Here is a 17969-nt window from a genome sequence, read left to right as displayed (position 1 = left end):
GCTACCGGTACCAGCCGAACCGTTTGCGCACATGGTGGACAAGGAACAGCAGAATAGGAATTACCGCGCAGAGGAGCGGAAGAATGTATTTCAGAAACGCTCTCCCTTCATTCAAGTGACTAGTGTAATTCTCAGCGCTCATAAATGAACTGAACAATACAATGACTCCAACAGGCACAACCAGTTTCCGGTAATCCTGAACTTTAAACAAATCTGCAGTGATTACGGTCGCTGCGTAACAATAGATCGACATTTTAAAGAAAACACCGATGATCAGGGTCAAAATGACTAAGGCATCCAGACGCTGGATAAAGTTAGCCACGTTTACCAGCGTGATCGTCGTATAAATGGGAAAGGCCGCTCTACTATATATATTTTCTCCAAGTACGGATATTTCAATGGCATGGGTGAAAGTGAGCAGCAGCCCGCTTAGGATCACTGCCATGACCCCTGCTCTTTTGGCTTTTCGGGGTTTGTTGAAATGAGGCAGAACCGTTGTCATGCAAACCAGTTCCCCAAACGGAAAAATCCAGATGCTGGGATAGGCAGAGCTTAGCGCATCCCACCAATCGTCGGCCTGAAGGGGAAACAAATGCTTAACGTCCACCAGTCCGGCAGCGATAACAATAAAATTGCAGACCAGCCCCATGATCATGATGATCCAAAAATAAATTTCCGCTGTCCTGGCGAATACCTCAATCCCCTTGTTCAGGATGTACATGACCGCAATTACCATAATTGCATTGATAACCAGGATCGGAGTCCGGTCGTAAGTAGACGAGATTAACAGATCTCCAGCCTCCCGTAAATTACGGGAGCCGTTGAACATCAGCACCGGAATATACAGCAGACTCAGCGGCCAGCCAATGGCCTTACCCAGTATTTTTTGTGTATATCCGCTCATGATCAGTTCGGGAAACTGACGATACAGATCGTAGTAGATCAGATAGAGCAGTACTCCTCCTGGCAGGGCCATTAATATGGACAGCCATACCGCATGGCCGCTTTTCAGACCTATAGGAACTACCAGGGCCGTTCCCAGTTCAAACAGCACTATCATGGCAAACAATTGACTGGGTCCGATGACTTCTTTTCTCATAAGAAAGCTCACCTATCTTTTCATTAGATCAATCTTTATTTTTCAGGTGACATGAACGGAGCGAGCCGCATTCCTGTACCCCGAATATACGCTTCAACCTTGAGATCAAGTGTTCCTTTGGCAAAGATCTGGTCCCATTCGTTCTCCACAGTTCTCCAAGCGTTGGGGTGGGTACGTTTTAATTCATTCCCAAAATTCAAATAATCAACACCCGTTTGCTGTGCCGCTTGGAATGCCTGCTCTATTTCTGCCTTCGTCAGCTTTTCCATAGCCTCCTCCAATTTGATGATTTCCTCAGTATTGCTCAAGTCCACACTGCTCTTGGTCTCATTAATATTCCCTTCCTCACTGACATTCACATGAAAAACCGGAATTCCCTCCCGCAATTCTACCTTGACCCCGGTTCTGGATAATAACACGTTAACTGCAACTGCTTTTTTCTGTTCCCCCGCATCGATGTCCACATTCGTTTCGATGATTTTATTCAGTATCCAGTCTGTTCCCCTGGCTTCGGGTCCGTCGATCCATGTTACCAGCTTCCCCTTCTTGAATACGGCCTGGCCTCCCATTGTGATAGTAGTCTCTACATCCGATTGCTCCAGGTTTGATTTCTTCTTACCTGCTTCTACATTGCCAATCATGCGCAGTCCGCTGACCGTGAAGCCTCCCTCCCCTGTCATTTTATTAATCAGCTCAAAAACGTCAACCCGTTGATTCTCCCCCCACACATTGGAAGTATTTTGAATCTTCTTAGACAATCCGATGGAGGGAATGCTTTCCTGCGGTGTGAATACTTTTAGAATAGAAGCAGCACTTGTGTCTCTTGAGATCAGAACAGCTGTGTTGAGCCTAAGCTCATGGGATCGTTCGAAGATATCCAATACACCGCTGATCCCGCTTTTTGCGATGGACTCTCCCAGTACCAACAATTGGGTATGGGCAAAAAATAGCTGCCGGCTTGCCTGCTTCGAGGTTTTGCGCAGGGCCCCGAATACCGTGTGATCGTTTGACGTATAGATGGTGATTGGGGACGCCCCGCTGTTTGCCCCTTGGCTTGTAGCAGTGGCTGACGGGATGACAACCTGGAACGTTACCTTGTATTCACCCGGTTTCGTTCCCTGGTCTATTCCGATTCCGCTGACAATGGCCAGCTCGTTCAATTCTCTGCTGTTCCAGCAGCCTGTCAGACTCAGGGCCAGTCCCAGATAGGCAATCAGGCAACCTCTCATTTTAACTTTCATTGGTGTTTACCCTTTTGCCTTTAACTACCTTTTTGCGCACATTACTATTATCATTGTTCAGACGCGGCCGGATTTTCATAAAATGAATGGGTGAACGAATTAAGGTGTCCTTCTGCGCCTTAAGGGCAAAAGGAGCTATAGGAGACATATAAGGAACTCCCAATGAGCGCAGGCTACATAAATGTGCGATCAGGATTAAAGCCAGAATAGCTATGCCATAAAGGCCCATAAAGGCTGCAACAAATACAATGACAAATCGCAGCAGCCTTACTGAGAGTGCCATGTTAAAGGCCGGCGTAGTGAAGCTGGAGATCCCTGTTAAGGAAACAACGATAACCATAGCTGGTGAAACAATTCCCGCCTGGACGGCCGCTTGTCCCAGAACCAAACCTCCAATGATGGAGACCGTCTGACCAATCGTGGAAGGCAGCCGAATGCCCGCTTCACGGATAATTTCAAAGGTCACCTCCATCATCAATGCTTCCACAAAGGCCGGAAAAGGCACTCCTTCCCGCTGCGAGGCCAGATTAATCAGCAACGGGGTCGGAATCATCTCCTGATGAAAGTTAAGCGCGGCAACAAAGATAGCGGGACCGAACATCGAAATCAGCAAACAGAGAAAACGCAATAAACGGATCAATGTAGAAATATCAAAACGCTGATAGTAATCCTCTACCGTATGAAAAAACATAAAAAACGTTGTAGGTGCAATGAGCACAAAAGGAGTTCCATCTACAAAAATGGCGATTCTCCCGTCCAGCAGATTCCCGGCCACGCTGTCAGGCCGTTCTGTATTATACAGCGTAGGAAAAGGGGAATAGCCACCTTCTTCAATTAGCTGCTCAATGTATCCCGATTCCAATATGGAATCCACTCTGATTTCTTGCAGCTTTTCTCTTAAATTCTGCAAATTATCTTCGTTTACTATGCCATGTATATACATGATGGCCATACTAGTCTGTGTCACAGCACCCAGTGTCATCGGCTCTACCCACAGATTGGGATTTTTAATTTTGCGGCGGACCAGAGAAATATTAACCCCAATCGTCTCCGTAAAACTCTCCTTGGACCCGCGGATCGATACCTGTGTACTCGCTTCAGACACAGGACGGACCTCGCCTCCGCTTGTGTTGCCGCATATCGCTTCTGCCATGTCTTCGATCAGGATAAGGGTATTTCCGGACAAAAGGGCTTCAAAGAGCTCGCTTATCGTGGTGACGGACTTCCCTTTACCTGGATTCAACGCTTTTTCTTTCATATATTTATAAATGTCCAGGCTTGTTGTCAACTTCTGCCCTTCCTCGTTAACAGTCTGAAAGGACATGGCGTGTGAGATGAACTCATTCACGATCTCCTTATCCGTAAGGCCATCCATATATACGGCAGCAATCCGGGGAGCATCATCTATCGTTTGAAAATAACGGATAATCAGATCCAGACTGTTACCGAGGCCTTCCCGGATATGCTGCAAATTATCGTCAAGGTTCTCTGTAAGCGGGGAGCTTTGATTGTTGCTATCCTCCGTTTGGGACTTTTTCGGTTTGGTTGTTCGAGTAGCCATCATCAGCACCTCCTGCCCATACTATTTGCCCGCTTCCCTTTTTTTATGCAGCATATGGAATAGAGAAACACAGGTGCAAACAGACTAATTGCAAGGATCTATGCACACAAAAAGGCTGCCGGCACGAAGAATTTCGTACGGACAGCCTCTGATTAATCTATATTCAATAAATCTCCAGCCATTAGTGTTCATCCACTACGCCAAGCGCCCTGTTCTTTTCCTTAAAACGCTCATTATGCGAGGAGACATAAGCCACCTTGGGGGCCTCAGGGTCCAAATACAGCTTCGCGCTGTTCAGAGCAAGAACCGCATCAGTGAAGGTCCCGGCAATTAACCGGACCTTGCTGCTGTAATCTACGAAATCTCCGGCGGCAAATACACCCGGAAGGTTCGTTTCCAGCCGACCGCTGACATTGGCACACCATTCGCCCATATCAATTCCCCAATCCTTTAGCGGACCAAAGTCGCTTTTCAGCCCATGATTCACTATCACTGCATCCACTTCAAGCTGCTCATGTTCGCCCGATTCCATATGGCTGATGGTGACCTGGTCTATCTTCTCCCCATTGCTGCTGTGCAGCTGGCTAACCGTGTGAGGAACACGGACTTGAACCGATGAGGCTTTCATGCGGGCAATATTCTTCTCATGACCGCCAAACTGCTCGCGGCGGTGAACAATCGTCACGCTGGCGGCAACGGGCTCCAGCTCATTCGCCCAATCCACCGCCGAATCGCCGCCGCCCGAGATCAGCACCCGCTTGCCGCGGAAAGGTTCCAGCTCCTGCACAGTATAATGAAGGTTCGTCACCTCATAGCGGTCCGCCCCCTCAATATCCAGCTTCGCCATCTGCAGGATACCGTATCCTATGGTCAGGATGATAGTACGCGTCCAGTGCCGCTCGCCGCTCGCTGATGTCAAAATATACGTGCCGTCCTCTTGCCGCTCCTGAGCAATGATCTGTTGGCCCAGTACGATGGTAGGATCAAAGGTCCGGGCCTGCTCAGCCAGCTGATCTATCAGTTTCCGGCAGAGTATTGGAGTAACTCCCCCCACATCCCAGATCATTTTTTCGGGATAAATGAGCATTCTTCCGCCCAGCTCATCCTTGGCTTCAATCAGCTTCGTCTTCAGGTCGCGCATCCCGCTATAGAATGCTGTATACATACCGGCAGGACCCCCGCCAATAATCGTCACATCGAATAATTCCAGCTCTTTGCTCATGTAATCCCCTCCATGTGTATTGGTATTTCAGCGAATTAAGATCGGGTACGGGCCAGCAGATAGAGAAAATAAGGCGCCCCAATCACGGCAACGACAATACCTGCCGGAATTTCGGAAGGCTGCAGTATCCAGCGGCCGATGGTATCCGCCGTAAGAACAAGCAGTGATCCCAGCAGTGCCGAAGCGGGCAGCATCAACTGATGCTTCGGCCCCACCAGGCGCCGAGCCAGATGCGGCCCCACCAAGCCGACGAATCCGATTCCGCCGCTCACGGCGACACTGGCCGCTGCTAGACCGACCGCAGCCCCCAGCAGGCGGAATTGCTCCTTCGTTACCGCCGCGCCGAGTCCGGTTGCAGTCTGATCCCCCAGGTTCAATACATTCATGACTCTGGCCTTGTAGATCACATAGGGCAGCAGAATGAGTATCCAAGGCAGCAAGGAAAGTACGAACTTCCAGCTGGTCCCCCAGATACTGCCCGCAAGCCAAGTGGCGACAAATTGATATTTGTCGGGGTCCAGGCGCAGGGTAAGTACAATCATAGCCGCGCTCATGCCTGCCGCAACCGCCACCCCGGTCAGCAGCAGCCGGATTGGAGAGATTCCCTCATGCCGCTTATAGGCAAGCGCATAGATCATGGCTGCCGTACATGCAGCCCCGACAAAAGCTACCAGCGGAAGCATAAATACCGGTGCGGCTGTGGTTGCCGGATAAAAAGAAACCAGCAGCATCACCATGAGTCCGGCTCCGGCATTGATGCCAAGAATTCCGGGATCGGCCAGATCATTGCGGAACACACCCTGCATCACTGCACCTGAAACCGCAAGTCCGGCTCCGATCAGAATCGATATCACAATCCGCGGCAGACGGAAATCGAACAGGATGAGCTCCTGTTTGTCCGTGCCACGGCCGAGCAGGGTATGCAGTAGCTGGGGCGGTGTCAAATGTATGTATCCTGTGTTCATACTGATCACAAAAACAGCTGCGATCAAGGCAGATAGTACTGCCAGCACTTGTAATCCCCGTCTGCGTCTAGCCTCATCAAAACTTATAGCCTTCTGTTTACGCACCTTCACAGCTCCCTTCTTTCTTTGCGGGCCAGATACAGAAAGAAAGGCACACCAATCAATGCTAGAATCGCGCCCAGCGGCGTTTCATGCTGCGGGATAATGGTTCTCGCAGTGAGGTCGGCAAGCACGACCAGCAGACTGCCAAGAACGGCGGAGCATGGAATAATCCATCGGTAATCCACACCGACAAGATACCTTGTCAAGTGGGGAATAATCAGACCTATGAACCCTACAGCTCCTACGACCGAAACCGAAGAACCGGCAAGAACCAGGACGATCAGAGCACCTGCCAGCTTCACCAGACCTGTACGTTGCCCGAGACCTTTGGCAATATCCTCACCGAGGCTGAGCATGGTAATGGAACGGGATAGAGCAATTGCCCCGAGAATAGCCACAAATACCCACGGAAACATGATCTTGAGCTGGAACCATTTCGTTCCGGCTATACCTCCTGCATACCAAAAGGCCAGATCTTGTCCGATTTTAAAATATAAAGCCACTCCCTCACTTAAAGCCGAGAGTAGTGCACTCAATGCCGCACCAGCCAGTACAAGGCGTTCTGGCGTAAGTCCGCCTTTAGCCAGGGAACCGATACCATATACGACCGCCGCACCAGCCCCTGCACCGGCAAAAGCATACAGAATCAAACCCATGAACGGCAGATTCGGCATAAAAGCAAACACAAGCGCCAGCGCAAATCCTGCGCCAGAATTAATGCCCATCAGCCCCGAGTCCGCGAGCGGATTACGGGTCATCCCCTGCATTATGGCTCCAGCCACCGCAAAGCTAGCCCCGATCATCACACCACCAAGTACGCGGGGAAGCCGCAGCTCGCGGATAATCTGGTGATCCGTAATATCCGGATTGAAATGAAAAATAGCGTTCCATACCACCGGCAGCTTAATGTCCGCAGCCCCGAAAGAGACCGAAACCGCAATTCCCAGCGCCAGGGCAATCAGACCGCCAACCAGGATCAGCGTAGCCGCCCAAGGACGCGAACGAAGCTTCACCTCATTCTGCCGCCTAAGGGGACCTGTGCCGGTTGCTGTCTGTTGACTCATAGGTTCCACCTTTTTCTCATGAAATTGATAATCATTATCATTATCACATTGTAAAGGAAGATGCTGTATTTTGGCAATGGACAAATATGATTTGCAGCTTTTATAGAAAACCAAAACCCCCGGAAATCATCCTGAGGAAGCGACAATTTGCTGGGGGTTGTGAATGTCCTAAAATCTGAAGACTGCATACCATCCGCTGGTTGGTTTGACAACTGCAGGCGAGGCAGGAAGGTGCTTTTATCGGGTATAGTCTTCATATTCATCGCGCCGGTTCAACTTGTGATACATATATTCGTCGTTCTTCAGTTTGTAGAGTGCACCCATTCCGGCAAAGATGAAGAACAGCACCTCCAGTAAAATCATATTAATTATCCTTATCCGTCTCCGCGATGAGTCCATTATCGATCAATTAGAGAGCGGCTTAACGGCGATCAATAACTTGGATTTGTGGAAAATGTGAACTTGATACGAGTGCATAGGACGGACCTCCGTGTAGCTTGGCGGCAATGTATATGTATGCTCTTCCCCGTCAATTACTACCTTCACTTTATCACTCGCCCGATACTGAGAGAGTCGTTCAACAACAGCAGCGTCTTCAGTAGAATAACCCATTACCAAAGCGTCCACACTTAGCTGATAGATATTGATTGCAGTGATTAAGAGGAGAAGATAGGCGAAAAGGGTAAATAAAGATCCAAGTATTTTTTTCCAGAGGGTATTTAGCAAGGCCTGATTTCTTCTCACAGCTAACGTGTACTCAACCAATAGCAGATAAGAAACTACAATATCAACCGTTAATTCAACCAGCAATACTCTGCGTTCAAATCCACTGTACTTCATATAAACTCCAAGATCTAAGAGGATCAACAACAGGGCAAGGCAAATCCTTATTGTATTTCTTGTTTTCATAAGCCTAATTCATCCATTCTGACATTCAATGTAGTCTCTACGAATTCTATTGGGGGAATCATACCTACAGTTCACTCCACTATTCATACCATAATCCTATCCAGTTGTGTAATACAGAATGCTCATAGAGTTACGATTACCCAAAAAAGGGCATCCCTGTCGCCATCTCTGGCTGAGGAATACCCTTCATATCATAAATTCCTATGCAATTCGCCCAGCGGCGCCGAAACCTACAACAGCTTCGAAATCACCGTTCCCGACAAAAGCTGGCCCAGCGTCCGGTCGAGCGGCAGCGGCTTATTACCGAGACATGTCCGCACGGCGGTCAGCAGCACGCGTACATCAAACTTACTCGGATGCACTGGAATCACTTCTTTTTCCAGCGCCAGCAGACTGTATACGGCCATCATCGCTGATCTCACGGAATACTCCACGGTAAAGACACAGTCGTCAGGCACTTCGGCAAATTGTCCGAGGAAAGCCAGATTCGTACTGCCCTGCGGAACAACCTGCGGACGGTCACCCGCCACACGGGGCATAAACTGGGAAGTGATATATGGCATCATGCAGGGAATGACATTCGTCGTATGCTCCAGAATTTCCGGAATCCGGTCCTTCAGGCCGATATGGTAGCACAGCTCTTCCAGTAGCTCGCGTCCGGTACAATCGCTCATCTTCTTCTTGATATAGTTGCCCTCGGCATCCGGGAACAGGCCATACGCCCACAGGACCTTCACATTCTCCGGCTGATTGATGAAATGCGGCTGCTTCGGTGCAGTCCAGGACATCATCCAGTTGGAATCCTTGATCGTGACAACACCGCCCATACCCGGCAGATCACCGGTCAGCTCCAGCAAATAAGGGAAGACGATCTCATCATCGGTAAATGTCATCGTAAAAGAAAGCCATTTCGTCTTGTCAATGTCCCCGCAGAATACTTCAGGATGACCGAAGTCGGGGGATTTGGCGGCAAGCTTTTCCCATAGGCTCCAGCAGCCGCGCTCTGTAACCGAACGGTTGAGAACCGCAGGATGGTCCATATCGCCAAGAGTCGAATTTTCCGTCATCGAGCCGTTCGTTACCATCACCAGATCACTGCGTGAGGTCGAAATAGTCTTTGGCGTTCCGTTCACCCGAACATGAATGGCCGTAACCGTCTTTTCCCCGCCAGTGAAATCCACATCCAGATCGGTGACCTGATGTCCCTTGTCAAAATGAACTCCCTCACTCTCCAGCCACTTCATCAGCGGAAGAATCAGCGAATCGAACTGGTTGTATTCCGTATGCAGGATACCCTTCAATTGATTCATCCCGGAGATCAGGTGCATGAAACGCTCCATATAACGTTTGACCTCAACCACACTGTGCCAATTCTCGAAGGCGAACATGGACCGCCAGAAATACCAGAAGTTCGTGTCCAGGAAGCTCGGGTCAAAAAACTGCTCAATCGTCACCGCACCCAGCTTCTCCTCTGTCACCATCACCAGCTTACCGAGTTGAAGCGCGTGGGCCGTAGACAATCCCAGCGAGGAAAAGTCGGCCTTCTGCCCTGCCTTCTCCACCAGACGGCAGTGAGATTCGATCGGCTCGGCCAGATTCAGCTCGCGGAACTCTTCCAGCACCGTCCGGTCAGGGTTGGTCAGCGATGGAATGAAGCCGAACAGCTCCATAAAGCACTCAAAATGCTCCTCAATCTCGCGTCCGCCCCGGGCACTGTAGCCGTCTTTGGCATTCCCCGCGCCGTCCATTGAGCCGCCATATACTGCAGATTGCTCCAGAATATGAATGTTCCGGCCAGGCATATGCCCGTCACGGATCAGAAAAGCCGCCGCCGACAGCGAGCCGATCCCCCCTCCAACGAGGTATGCTTTTTTCGAAGCAATCCCTTCCTGCACGAGCGGGTTAATTCTTTGATAGGTTCCCATTTTGTCCTCTTCCTTTCATCGAACTGGATAAGTGACTCTAGAACTGACTTCACTATACCCAGCGGAACCTAAGAATTCTATGGACAGCTCGACGCATCTGTACAGGGTTTACACATCTGCGGGAGATTGTGTCATTTTATTGGGGCGGTATGATAGTTAGCCAGACTCCGGGAGATACTGCCGTCCATAATCCGGGCCACTTTGTCCACGATCTGTGCCGGGTCGGTGTTCGCTCCTGCCTTGAGCCAATGAATGACCTGCTCCAGGATTGCCAGGGTATAGAAATCAGCAATATCTTGCATAGCCAGTATATTCACCCGTTCCGGCTCTTTCATATTCAGCTCCTCTACGACCTGAATCACCACTTCATAGATCACCCCGTACAAAAATCCCACCAAATGCTCACGCCCCAGGGAATGGAAGGTGTTCAGGCATATGGTTTTGTTGCTCTGCGTATAGTACAGCACGCTAAGGAACCCCTGCTTCCAACCGGAGCAATTGCGGTATGGCTCTAGGCCTTCAATGATTTCGGTCTGGTAGACCCAGCCAAGCAGCTCATAGATATCCTGAAAATGATTATAAAAGGTATGCCGGGTCACCCCGCAATCGCAGGTAAGCTGCTGAATGGTGATTTTGTGGAGCGGCTTTGTGAGCATCAGTTTTTTGAGTGAGCGGGCCAATGCATTTTTTGTGACTTGTGAATAGGACATAGCTTCCTTCTGCCCCCTGGATAATAGATTGACCTTGCGGATTATTACACTATGTAAAATATTACTATTACCTCCAATATATATGCAAGGAGTAACAGGAAATTCGGGATCTGGAGCTGGGTTAGTGAGCTGTGAATAAAAGCACAAAAAAAGACGGGCAAACCTCTATCATTTGTCCGTCATCTCACTTGTCTTACATTCAACAATTGCATAGCCATTTTCAGGCCCATCATTTCAGCCACAAGGCACTGCCTTCAGCATAATTTTTTCAGACGAATAACCTCAACTAATTCATTAAAAAGTCCAAAATATTCATTCCACTGCCCGTATTGGCCTTGTACAGTTCCGTATATCCGCATTCCCGGCAGCTAATGGTGATGAACTTTTTATTCTGGACATCAAAAAGCTTCGCAAAGTTGCCGCCAGTTGCCTGGAACTGGTCCACGGCATATTCTTTACATCCGCATTTATTGCAAATAAAATGTTTTTTAGCCATGGTGCTCTCTCCTCCAAAAGGTTTCTCTGTTTCGTCTAGAGTATGTGCTGTTACTTATTACATCGGCTGAACACAGACGGAAAATAATCATATTGCCCACAATGATGCTAAAGACGCAGAGGCACACTATGATTTAGTTTGTGGTCTAGGCCGTATTTCATTGGTAGATCAAAAACAAATATCAATATCATATCATCCATAATTTTCCTTATCCAGCAAATCAAATAAATAAGTAATAAAGACCCACTTGGGGGCTTATTGGGCAGGCTCAGACAGGTTATCTGAAAATCTGATCATTAATTATACTTCTAAAATCCAGTTTTGTTCCGCACCAGCCTTCCGGTAGATCGTTCCCAGCGCCAAGGTACATCATGTCCCTGCATATGCAGGCCTCCATACCATTCATCTATTCCTTGCATCAGGACGCGGTCCGCCCTTCCGTTCTTTATCTGCTTACCCAGCTCAGTCATTGTAACCTGCCGGCTCAGAAACTCAGGAATTTGCCGGAAATCCGTATCATCAACAGCCCCGTCGATGTACATCATAGGATGATTACCCGCTGTCAAAGCACGCACATACTTGAAGTATTCGATATCCCCCATACCAAGTACATGCAAGGCATCCGTAACTTGACGGAATAACTCCAGCGGCGTATGCGCCCCGGCTTCAACAGCTTCAAGTGTGGTCTGTTCCACAATTCCCAGGCCATTCTCTACGGAAGGAAGCCGTGATAAATGGGCCATGAAGGCTTCATAGGCAAAAGGCAGGCCGGACGTCGCCAGCTCCGACTTCTTCAGTTCAAGCAGATCAGCCATTTGGGCAGGATCAGATGAAGCATACGCCTGCCAAAGCTCACTTCCAAGCTCAATTTCCCGCTTTCCGATCGTCCGCCAGGTCCCGGATAACGTTCCAAGCTGTGCCGGAGTAAGCTGTCCCAGACCATGGAACGGTTCGATTCCCGGAAACTCCCCGATGCAGAGCAGACTAAGCTTGGTGCGGCCGGGCATATTCCTTTTGAATGTATGCAGCAAATAGGCAAGCATACTCTGGTCAAACAGGTCATGCTCAAACCAAAGAACTACTTCGTCGTACCGGGTATAGTCGCGGAGCTTACGCTCCTGTTCCTCACAGCCCGCTATATACTCATTAGCCGGAATACCGAGCGTTGCCTCCAGCACCAGAGAGCGCTTCGCACGTTCCTCCGGCCGGGAGAGGTCTTCAAATATTGGACCAGAGGAATAAATCTCCCTCCATACCCATACATCCCCTTGAACAATTCCTTGCTTTAGCATGTTACCCACCGTATCTCCATTCACAATATGCAGCATATTTGCGCCCCTTTCGTATAAATGATTGAACACGGAAGCCAGATCGGCAACCGGGAGTGTGCCTTTCAGCTTTTGGCGTGCATCATGCAGCCTTTTCTTGAGTGTCTGCACCGGAGTCCCGAGATAAGCGGAAATCTCCTGGAGGGAATAGCCGTAGAAATAAAACAGCTGCACCGGGACCCTAAGCTTGGCGGATAACGCGGCCACCGAGTTTTGCAGCACCTGCTCCTCCGCATATCGTTCCGCAACCTCCGCCGCACCCGGCGCATTCTGCAAACCCTGCAGTGTTTCATCCAGAGGAATCGTGGGTTGAAGCTTGCGCCGGAGTACACGCTGACCTTGCCTTACGACAATCGTCTTGAACCAGCCCGGAAAGGCAGCCGGGTCGCGCAGCTTGTGCAAATTCAGAAACGTTTCAAGGCATGCCTCCTGAACTGCATCCTCCGCCAGATGGACGTCTTTCAGCATGTCGTAAGCGACCGCGTATGCCATCCCCCGGCAATGCACCATCAGCTGTGCGAACGCCTCAGCATCTCCTTGTCTCGCCTTCTCCACCCACTGCCGCATGTCCGCCATCCCCTTCACTTTCATGTTCTTATACTATAGGTGCCATAATCACGGGCAAAGGTTACATTGTGCCGGAGAAGAAGATAATGGATAGATAAACCAATCGAACTATCCCGGAATAGTAACCATAAACCCATTCCCGCTTACAATGGATATCTTGATATACAGTGTAATGAATACACACAGGTGCCGCCACATTTTATTCTTTCTGCAATACAAGAAAGCATTCCCTTGGAAAGAAGTGGACAGCCTGGCATTTGTAAACGTTCAGCTCCAAGGCGTTGTTTATTTAAAAAGAGGGTTTTAAAATTCTTGAATAGAATAATTTATGAGGTAATCAATTTGTACACATAAGGAGATCAATCTATGGCAAAAAACAAATTGCTAAGAATGGACAATGTTGGCATTGTTGTAGAATCCCTTGATGACGCAATTTCTTTCTTCGAGGAGATTGGCTTGAAGCTCGAAGGGCGAGCCACTGTCGAAGGGGAATGGGCTGGTCGCGTAACCGGGCTGGGTTCACAGTGTGTAGAGATTGCTATGATGGTTACCCCAGATGGCCACAGCCGAATTGAGCTTTCGCGATTTCTCACCCCACCCACTATATCAGATCACCGGACGGCTCCTGTAAATGCCCTCGGTTATCTGCGTGTCATGTTCACTGTTGAAGACATTGACGAAATGGTATCCAGACTCACTAAGTATGGTGCTCAGCTCGTTGGCGAAGTGGTTCAGTACGAGAACTCGTATCGGCTTTGCTACATTCGTGGAACTGAAGGACTTTTAATCGGTTTAGCGGAACAACTCGATAACCAAATCCCATAAGTATAATACATGTTCATTTTGCTATATGTTGTCGTTTAATGCATACTCAGAACAAAACATGCCTAACAATAGCAATACAAAAAGCCGCCCCTCACGAGGCGGCCTTCAAACGTTCATTTCACCCGTCACATTCACTACTCGCCCTTAACTTCCAGCTCATACCACTTCTATATTCTTCACCAATCTCTTGCTGTCTTACCGCAACCCTACTGTGCGATCTGCTCGCGGATATTCGCGAGAATCTTCTTCTCCAGCCTCGACACCTGGACCTGCGAGATGCCGAGGCGGCTGGCGACTTCGGATTGGGTCTGGTCGCGGTAGTAGCGCAGGTAGACGATCAGGCGCTCGCGCTCAGTCAAGGCCCCGATGGCCTCGTTCAGCGCCAGCTTGTCGAACCAGCGCTCCTGTGTCTCGTCAGCAATCTGGTCGATCAGCGTGATCGGGTCTCCGTCATTCTCGAAGACGGTCTCGTGGATCGAGGTCGGCGGCTTGTTGGCCTCCTGGGCGAACACGATTTCTTCGGGCGTGACCCCCAGCGCTTCTGCGACTTCCCCGATGGTCGGCAGACGGTCCAGCGTCTTGGACATTTCGTCCTTCATTTTGCGCACCCTGTTGGCCATTTCCTTGAGGGAACGGCTGACCTTGAGGGTGCCGTCGTCCCGGAGGAAACGCTGGATCTCGCCGATAATCATCGGCACGGCATAGGTGGAGAATTTGACCTCGTAGCTGAGGTCGAATTTATCAACGGACTTTAGCAGTCCGATACAGCCGATCTGGAACAAATCGTCAGGCTCATACCCGCGGTTCATAAACCGCTGCACCACCGACCAGACGAGGCGAATATTACAGTTAACCAGCGTATCGCGGGCCAGATTATCTCCGGCTTGACTGAGTGCGATCAGACGTTTGACCTCCGCATCGTCCAAATAGGTCGGCGGAGCTTTTTTTGACTCTGCATCCATGGCTCCAACCCCTAATTGTATAAAGCTTTTTTCGAGACGATGGTTTTCTTCATTGAAATGGAGGTACCGCGCCCCGGTTCACTTGCAACTTCGAATTCATCCATGAAATTCTCCATAATCGTAAAGCCCATACCCGAGCGCTCCAGCTCCGGCTTGGAGGTGTACAGCGGCTGCTGGGCCAGCTCGAGATCCTCAATTCCCCGGCCTTTGTCCTCAATGGTAAGATGCACGGTTTCATCCTCGATGGAGGCGGAGATGCTGACAACTCCTTCAGGATCACTATCGTAACCGTGGATAATGCAGTTGGTAACAGCCTCCGACACCACCGTCTTCAGGTCATTCAGCTCTTCCATCGTAGGATCAAGCCGGGAGACAAAAGCTGCCACTACCACACGTGCGAATGATTCGTTCTCCGACAGTGCGGCAAACTGGACACTCATGAAGTTACCCGCTTCACTCTTTGTCATAACGCAACCTCCAAATCCGAGAGTGCAGCGCTCTCGTCGTCATATAGGGGCATGATTTTGAACAAGCCCGACATTTCCAGCAGCCTTTTTACAGGTGCGGTGGCGTCACAGACAACCATTTTCCCGCCTTTGCTGCGGATGAGCTTGTACCGCCCGAGAATGACGCCTAAGCCCGAGCTGTCCATAAACTGCAATTCCTTCAGACTGAGAATCAGATGCTCTACCTGGCCCCGCATAATTGCTTCATCCATATCCATACGTACATACTCGGCTGCGTGGTGGTCCAGCTCTCCTGACAGCCGTACAATCAGCACACCTCTGTGATGCTCCATCTCCACATGAGAATTCATACCTGCCACTCTCCTCTTCGTTGCTTTGAGAAAACGTCCTGTACATCAGTTCTTTCCCCTACAAGGACAAGGTTTTCTACGCGGGAATTCTATAATCCTGCCTCACGACAAAACTAGAAGAAAACCCCTACGAATCAACAGAAAGCCTGAGACTAATCTACAAAATACAAGAAATTAATCAGCCCTGAACATGGAGCCCGTGGTCCGTTTGAACAGCCTCCACCAGCCTGCCTTCGGCACATCTGCGTCTGCCTTCAGCTCATATTGCTTCACAATAGTTGTTCCCTGATAGACAACCAGCTTGCCTACCGTTTGACCTGCCTTTACAGGGGCCTTAATGCTGTCCGGCACCACGAGCTCATGACGGATGCCCTCCTGGGTAATTCCTTTCTTCAAAAGCACACTGTAGGTTTCTTTGGCGACTAGCGGAAGCTGGGTCTTCACGCCTTTCTCAATTTTTACACTGCCGATGGCGTCTCCCGCTTTGTGAATCGTATGGACTTTATATTGGGAAAAGAGGTAATCGAACATCGCGGACACTTCACTGTTACGGGTTTTGGTATTGGGTTCGCCCAGCACCACCGCAACGGCACGCAGTCCATCTCTGGCCGCAGTTGCGGAGAGGCAGAACTTGGCTTCGGACGTATAACCTGTCTTCAGGCCGTCAGCCCCTGTATAAAAGCGCACAAGCTTGTTCGTGTTCACCAGCCAGAACGGCTTGGCCGAGTCCTTGCGCAGGTAATCCTGATAGGAACCGGTGTACTTGATAATCCGTTCATGCTTCAAGAGCTCCTGGCTGATGACGGCAATGTCATGGGCGGAGGAATAGTGATTCTCGGCCGGCAGACCGTTGCAGTTGGCAAAATGCGTGTCCTTCAGGCCAAGCGCCTCGGCCTTTTGATTCATCTGATCGACAAAGGCGCTCTCCGAACCGGCCAATTTCTCGGCCATCGCCACAGAAGCGTCATTGCCTGAGGCCATGGCTATGCCCTTAAGCATTTCATCCACAGTCATTTCTTCGCCGGGCTCCAGAAAAATCTGCGACCCGCCCATCGACGCGGCATATTCGCTTGTCCGCACCTTGTCGGTCAATTGCAGCTTGCCTTCATCCAGTGCCTCGACGGTCAGCAGCATGGTCATGATTTTGGTAATACTTGCCGGCGGCAGCTTATCGTGGCTGTTCTTTTCATAGATCACGGTGCCGGTGTTCGCATCCATCAGAATGGCAGAGCGCGCTCCGGGTGCCAGATCCACAGCAGCGGTGTTCTTACCGGTGTCTTTAGCTTTGGTTTTTTCCTCTGCATACGCGCCTGAAGCTGAGCCCAGAACCGAAGCAGCAACACACAGCACGAGCAGTACATAACGCATTTTTCTCACAATGGTTCCCCTCCTGAACATTAACCTTCATTTCACAGGTACTGTGTTCCAGTCTGGTCAGAAAGGGTGAAAATTATTCCATTTGTGCGTAAAAAACAGGTTCGTCTCCGGTGAATCCCCCCCTGAAGTGCAGACTCCGCAACATTTCCGGAATAAATGGTTCATAAAAGAAGTTTGCATCCCTTTTCAGCAGGGAGCATGATATGGTGAACTTCCACTTTTTTATAAAAATGAGTTGTTTTTCATTTTAAAGCATTCTAAGATAGTTTCAGACATCGATGTACTCTATATGAAAGAGAAGATCATATGAACGTGACAATTGAAAACATACCGTCCTGTACAATTGTATATATGAGACAGATTGGTCCTTATGGAATAGCAAATTCACAATTAATGGATACATTCAAAAGGTGGGCAGCCTCTACTCCAATTTTTAATACAATGTCTGTGATCCTTGGAATTGCCCAAGATAATCCTGCATTTGTGAAACCGGAACATTGCCGCTACGATGCGTGTCTGGTTGTTCCTGAGGATTACTGTGTCCAATCTGATGAAGTCAGCTTAGGCAGTATAAGCGGAGGAAGCTACGCTGTATTTATGATCCCTCATACAGCAGAAGCTGTTCAAAAAGCCTGGGGTGAAATCTTCACGGAGTTGAAGAACCGAAGGCTGAGTCTGGATGAAACAAGACCCATCCTGGAGCGGTATAGTATGGAGCTTGTTAGTAATCATTATTGTGAGATTTGCGTTCCACTTCATTAAGAAAAAGCGGCAGTCCAGGACGTTTCTGTCCATGGCT

Annotated in this window: 18 protein-coding genes; 2 read left to right on the top strand and 16 right to left on the bottom strand. The window is 49.5% G+C overall.

The features are described from left to right. Window position 1 precedes the first annotated feature (1 nt). The 12 genes from A3844_RS12030 to A3844_RS11980 all read right to left on the bottom strand — a co-directional run bounded on the left by A3844_RS12030 (window position 2) and on the right by A3844_RS11980 (window position 13189). On the bottom strand, window positions 2–1099 hold the full coding sequence (locus tag A3844_RS12030; protein ID WP_074087535.1) for a GerAB/ArcD/ProY family transporter: 1098 nt from the start codon (window positions 1097–1099) through the stop codon (window positions 2–4). Window positions 1100–1134: 35 nt separating this feature from the next. Beyond that, complete coding sequence (locus tag A3844_RS12025) at window positions 1135–2340, bottom strand: Ger(x)C family spore germination protein (protein WP_074102429.1); 1206 nt, start codon at window positions 2338–2340, stop codon at window positions 1135–1137. After that, window positions 2330–3904: a spore germination protein gene (locus A3844_RS12020; RefSeq protein ID WP_244169759.1), complete on the bottom strand. Its 1575-nt coding sequence runs from the start codon at window positions 3902–3904 to the stop codon at window positions 2330–2332. The genes A3844_RS12025 and A3844_RS12020 overlap by 11 nt, the downstream gene beginning before the upstream one ends. Window positions 3905–4082: 178 nt before the next feature. Further along, complete coding sequence (locus A3844_RS12015) at window positions 4083–5123, bottom strand: NAD(P)/FAD-dependent oxidoreductase (RefSeq protein WP_074107515.1); 1041 nt, start codon at window positions 5121–5123, stop codon at window positions 4083–4085. A 35-nt stretch (window positions 5124–5158) separates the two neighbouring features. Beyond that, complete coding sequence (locus A3844_RS12010) at window positions 5159–6193, bottom strand: FecCD family ABC transporter permease (protein ID WP_074107615.1); 1035 nt, start codon at window positions 6191–6193, stop codon at window positions 5159–5161. A gap of 2 nt (window positions 6194–6195) precedes the next feature. Then, complete coding sequence (locus tag A3844_RS12005) at window positions 6196–7254, bottom strand: FecCD family ABC transporter permease (RefSeq protein ID WP_074107614.1); 1059 nt, start codon at window positions 7252–7254, stop codon at window positions 6196–6198. A 237-nt stretch (window positions 7255–7491) separates the two neighbouring features. Further along, a complete protein-coding gene (locus A3844_RS33735; protein WP_256701765.1) occupies window positions 7492–7617 on the bottom strand; it encodes a hypothetical protein in 126 nt (41 codons plus the stop codon). Between the two features lie 42 nt (window positions 7618–7659). Continuing rightward, entirely contained in the window at window positions 7660–8163 is a 504-nt protein-coding gene (locus tag A3844_RS12000; protein WP_074107514.1) for a hypothetical protein, read from the bottom strand. 230 nt (window positions 8164–8393) lie between these two features. After that, window positions 8394–10088, bottom strand: a complete 1695-nt coding sequence (locus A3844_RS11995; protein ID WP_074107513.1) for an oleate hydratase — start codon at window positions 10086–10088, stop codon at window positions 8394–8396. Window positions 10089–10219: 131 nt separating this feature from the next. Continuing rightward, window positions 10220–10798 (bottom strand): TetR/AcrR family transcriptional regulator C-terminal domain-containing protein, encoded by a 579-nt coding sequence (locus A3844_RS11990; RefSeq protein WP_074107512.1) that lies wholly within the window; start codon window positions 10796–10798, stop codon window positions 10220–10222. 286 nt (window positions 10799–11084) lie between these two features. Beyond that, a complete protein-coding gene (locus A3844_RS11985; RefSeq protein ID WP_074087527.1) occupies window positions 11085–11294 on the bottom strand; it encodes a zinc ribbon domain-containing protein in 210 nt (69 codons plus the stop codon). Window positions 11295–11602: 308 nt separating this feature from the next. After that, window positions 11603–13189, bottom strand: a complete 1587-nt coding sequence (locus A3844_RS11980; RefSeq protein ID WP_074107511.1) for a sigma-70 family RNA polymerase sigma factor — start codon at window positions 13187–13189, stop codon at window positions 11603–11605. Between the two features lie 366 nt (window positions 13190–13555). On the opposite strand from A3844_RS11980, the gene A3844_RS11975 reads away from it, so the two are divergent. Next, window positions 13556–14014: a VOC family protein gene (locus A3844_RS11975; RefSeq protein ID WP_074087525.1), complete on the top strand. Its 459-nt coding sequence runs from the start codon at window positions 13556–13558 to the stop codon at window positions 14012–14014. 206 nt (window positions 14015–14220) lie between these two features. Here the strand turns inward: A3844_RS11975 and sigF are convergent, their stop codons facing one another. The 4 genes from sigF to A3844_RS11955 all read right to left on the bottom strand — a co-directional run bounded on the left by sigF (window position 14221) and on the right by A3844_RS11955 (window position 17161). After that, a complete protein-coding gene (gene sigF, locus A3844_RS11970; protein ID WP_025704171.1) occupies window positions 14221–14976 on the bottom strand; it encodes an RNA polymerase sporulation sigma factor SigF in 756 nt (251 codons plus the stop codon). A gap of 11 nt (window positions 14977–14987) precedes the next feature. Beyond that, window positions 14988–15443, bottom strand: coding sequence for an anti-sigma F factor (gene spoIIAB, locus A3844_RS11965; RefSeq protein ID WP_074087524.1), 456 nt, complete (start codon window positions 15441–15443; stop codon window positions 14988–14990). After that, complete coding sequence (gene spoIIAA, locus A3844_RS11960) at window positions 15440–15793, bottom strand: anti-sigma F factor antagonist (RefSeq protein WP_062522208.1); 354 nt, start codon at window positions 15791–15793, stop codon at window positions 15440–15442. The genes spoIIAB and spoIIAA overlap by 4 nt, the downstream gene beginning before the upstream one ends. 174 nt (window positions 15794–15967) lie before the next feature. After that, window positions 15968–17161: a D-alanyl-D-alanine carboxypeptidase family protein gene (locus A3844_RS11955; RefSeq protein ID WP_074087791.1), complete on the bottom strand. Its 1194-nt coding sequence runs from the start codon at window positions 17159–17161 to the stop codon at window positions 15968–15970. Between the two features lie 315 nt (window positions 17162–17476). Here A3844_RS11955 and A3844_RS11950 point away from each other — a divergent pair, with 315 nt between their 5' ends. Next, window positions 17477–17932 (top strand): AraC family transcriptional regulator, encoded by a 456-nt coding sequence (locus tag A3844_RS11950; RefSeq protein ID WP_074107510.1) that lies wholly within the window; start codon window positions 17477–17479, stop codon window positions 17930–17932. Window positions 17933–17969: the final 37 nt, after the last annotated feature.

Source organism: Paenibacillus helianthi (assembly GCF_001909055.1).
In the GTDB taxonomy this organism is placed as follows: Bacteria; Bacillota; Bacilli; order Paenibacillales; family Paenibacillaceae; genus Paenibacillus_AQ; species Paenibacillus_AQ helianthi.
Note: the sequence above shows the minus strand (reverse complement) of the source record. Positions and strands in the feature narration are given on the sequence as shown.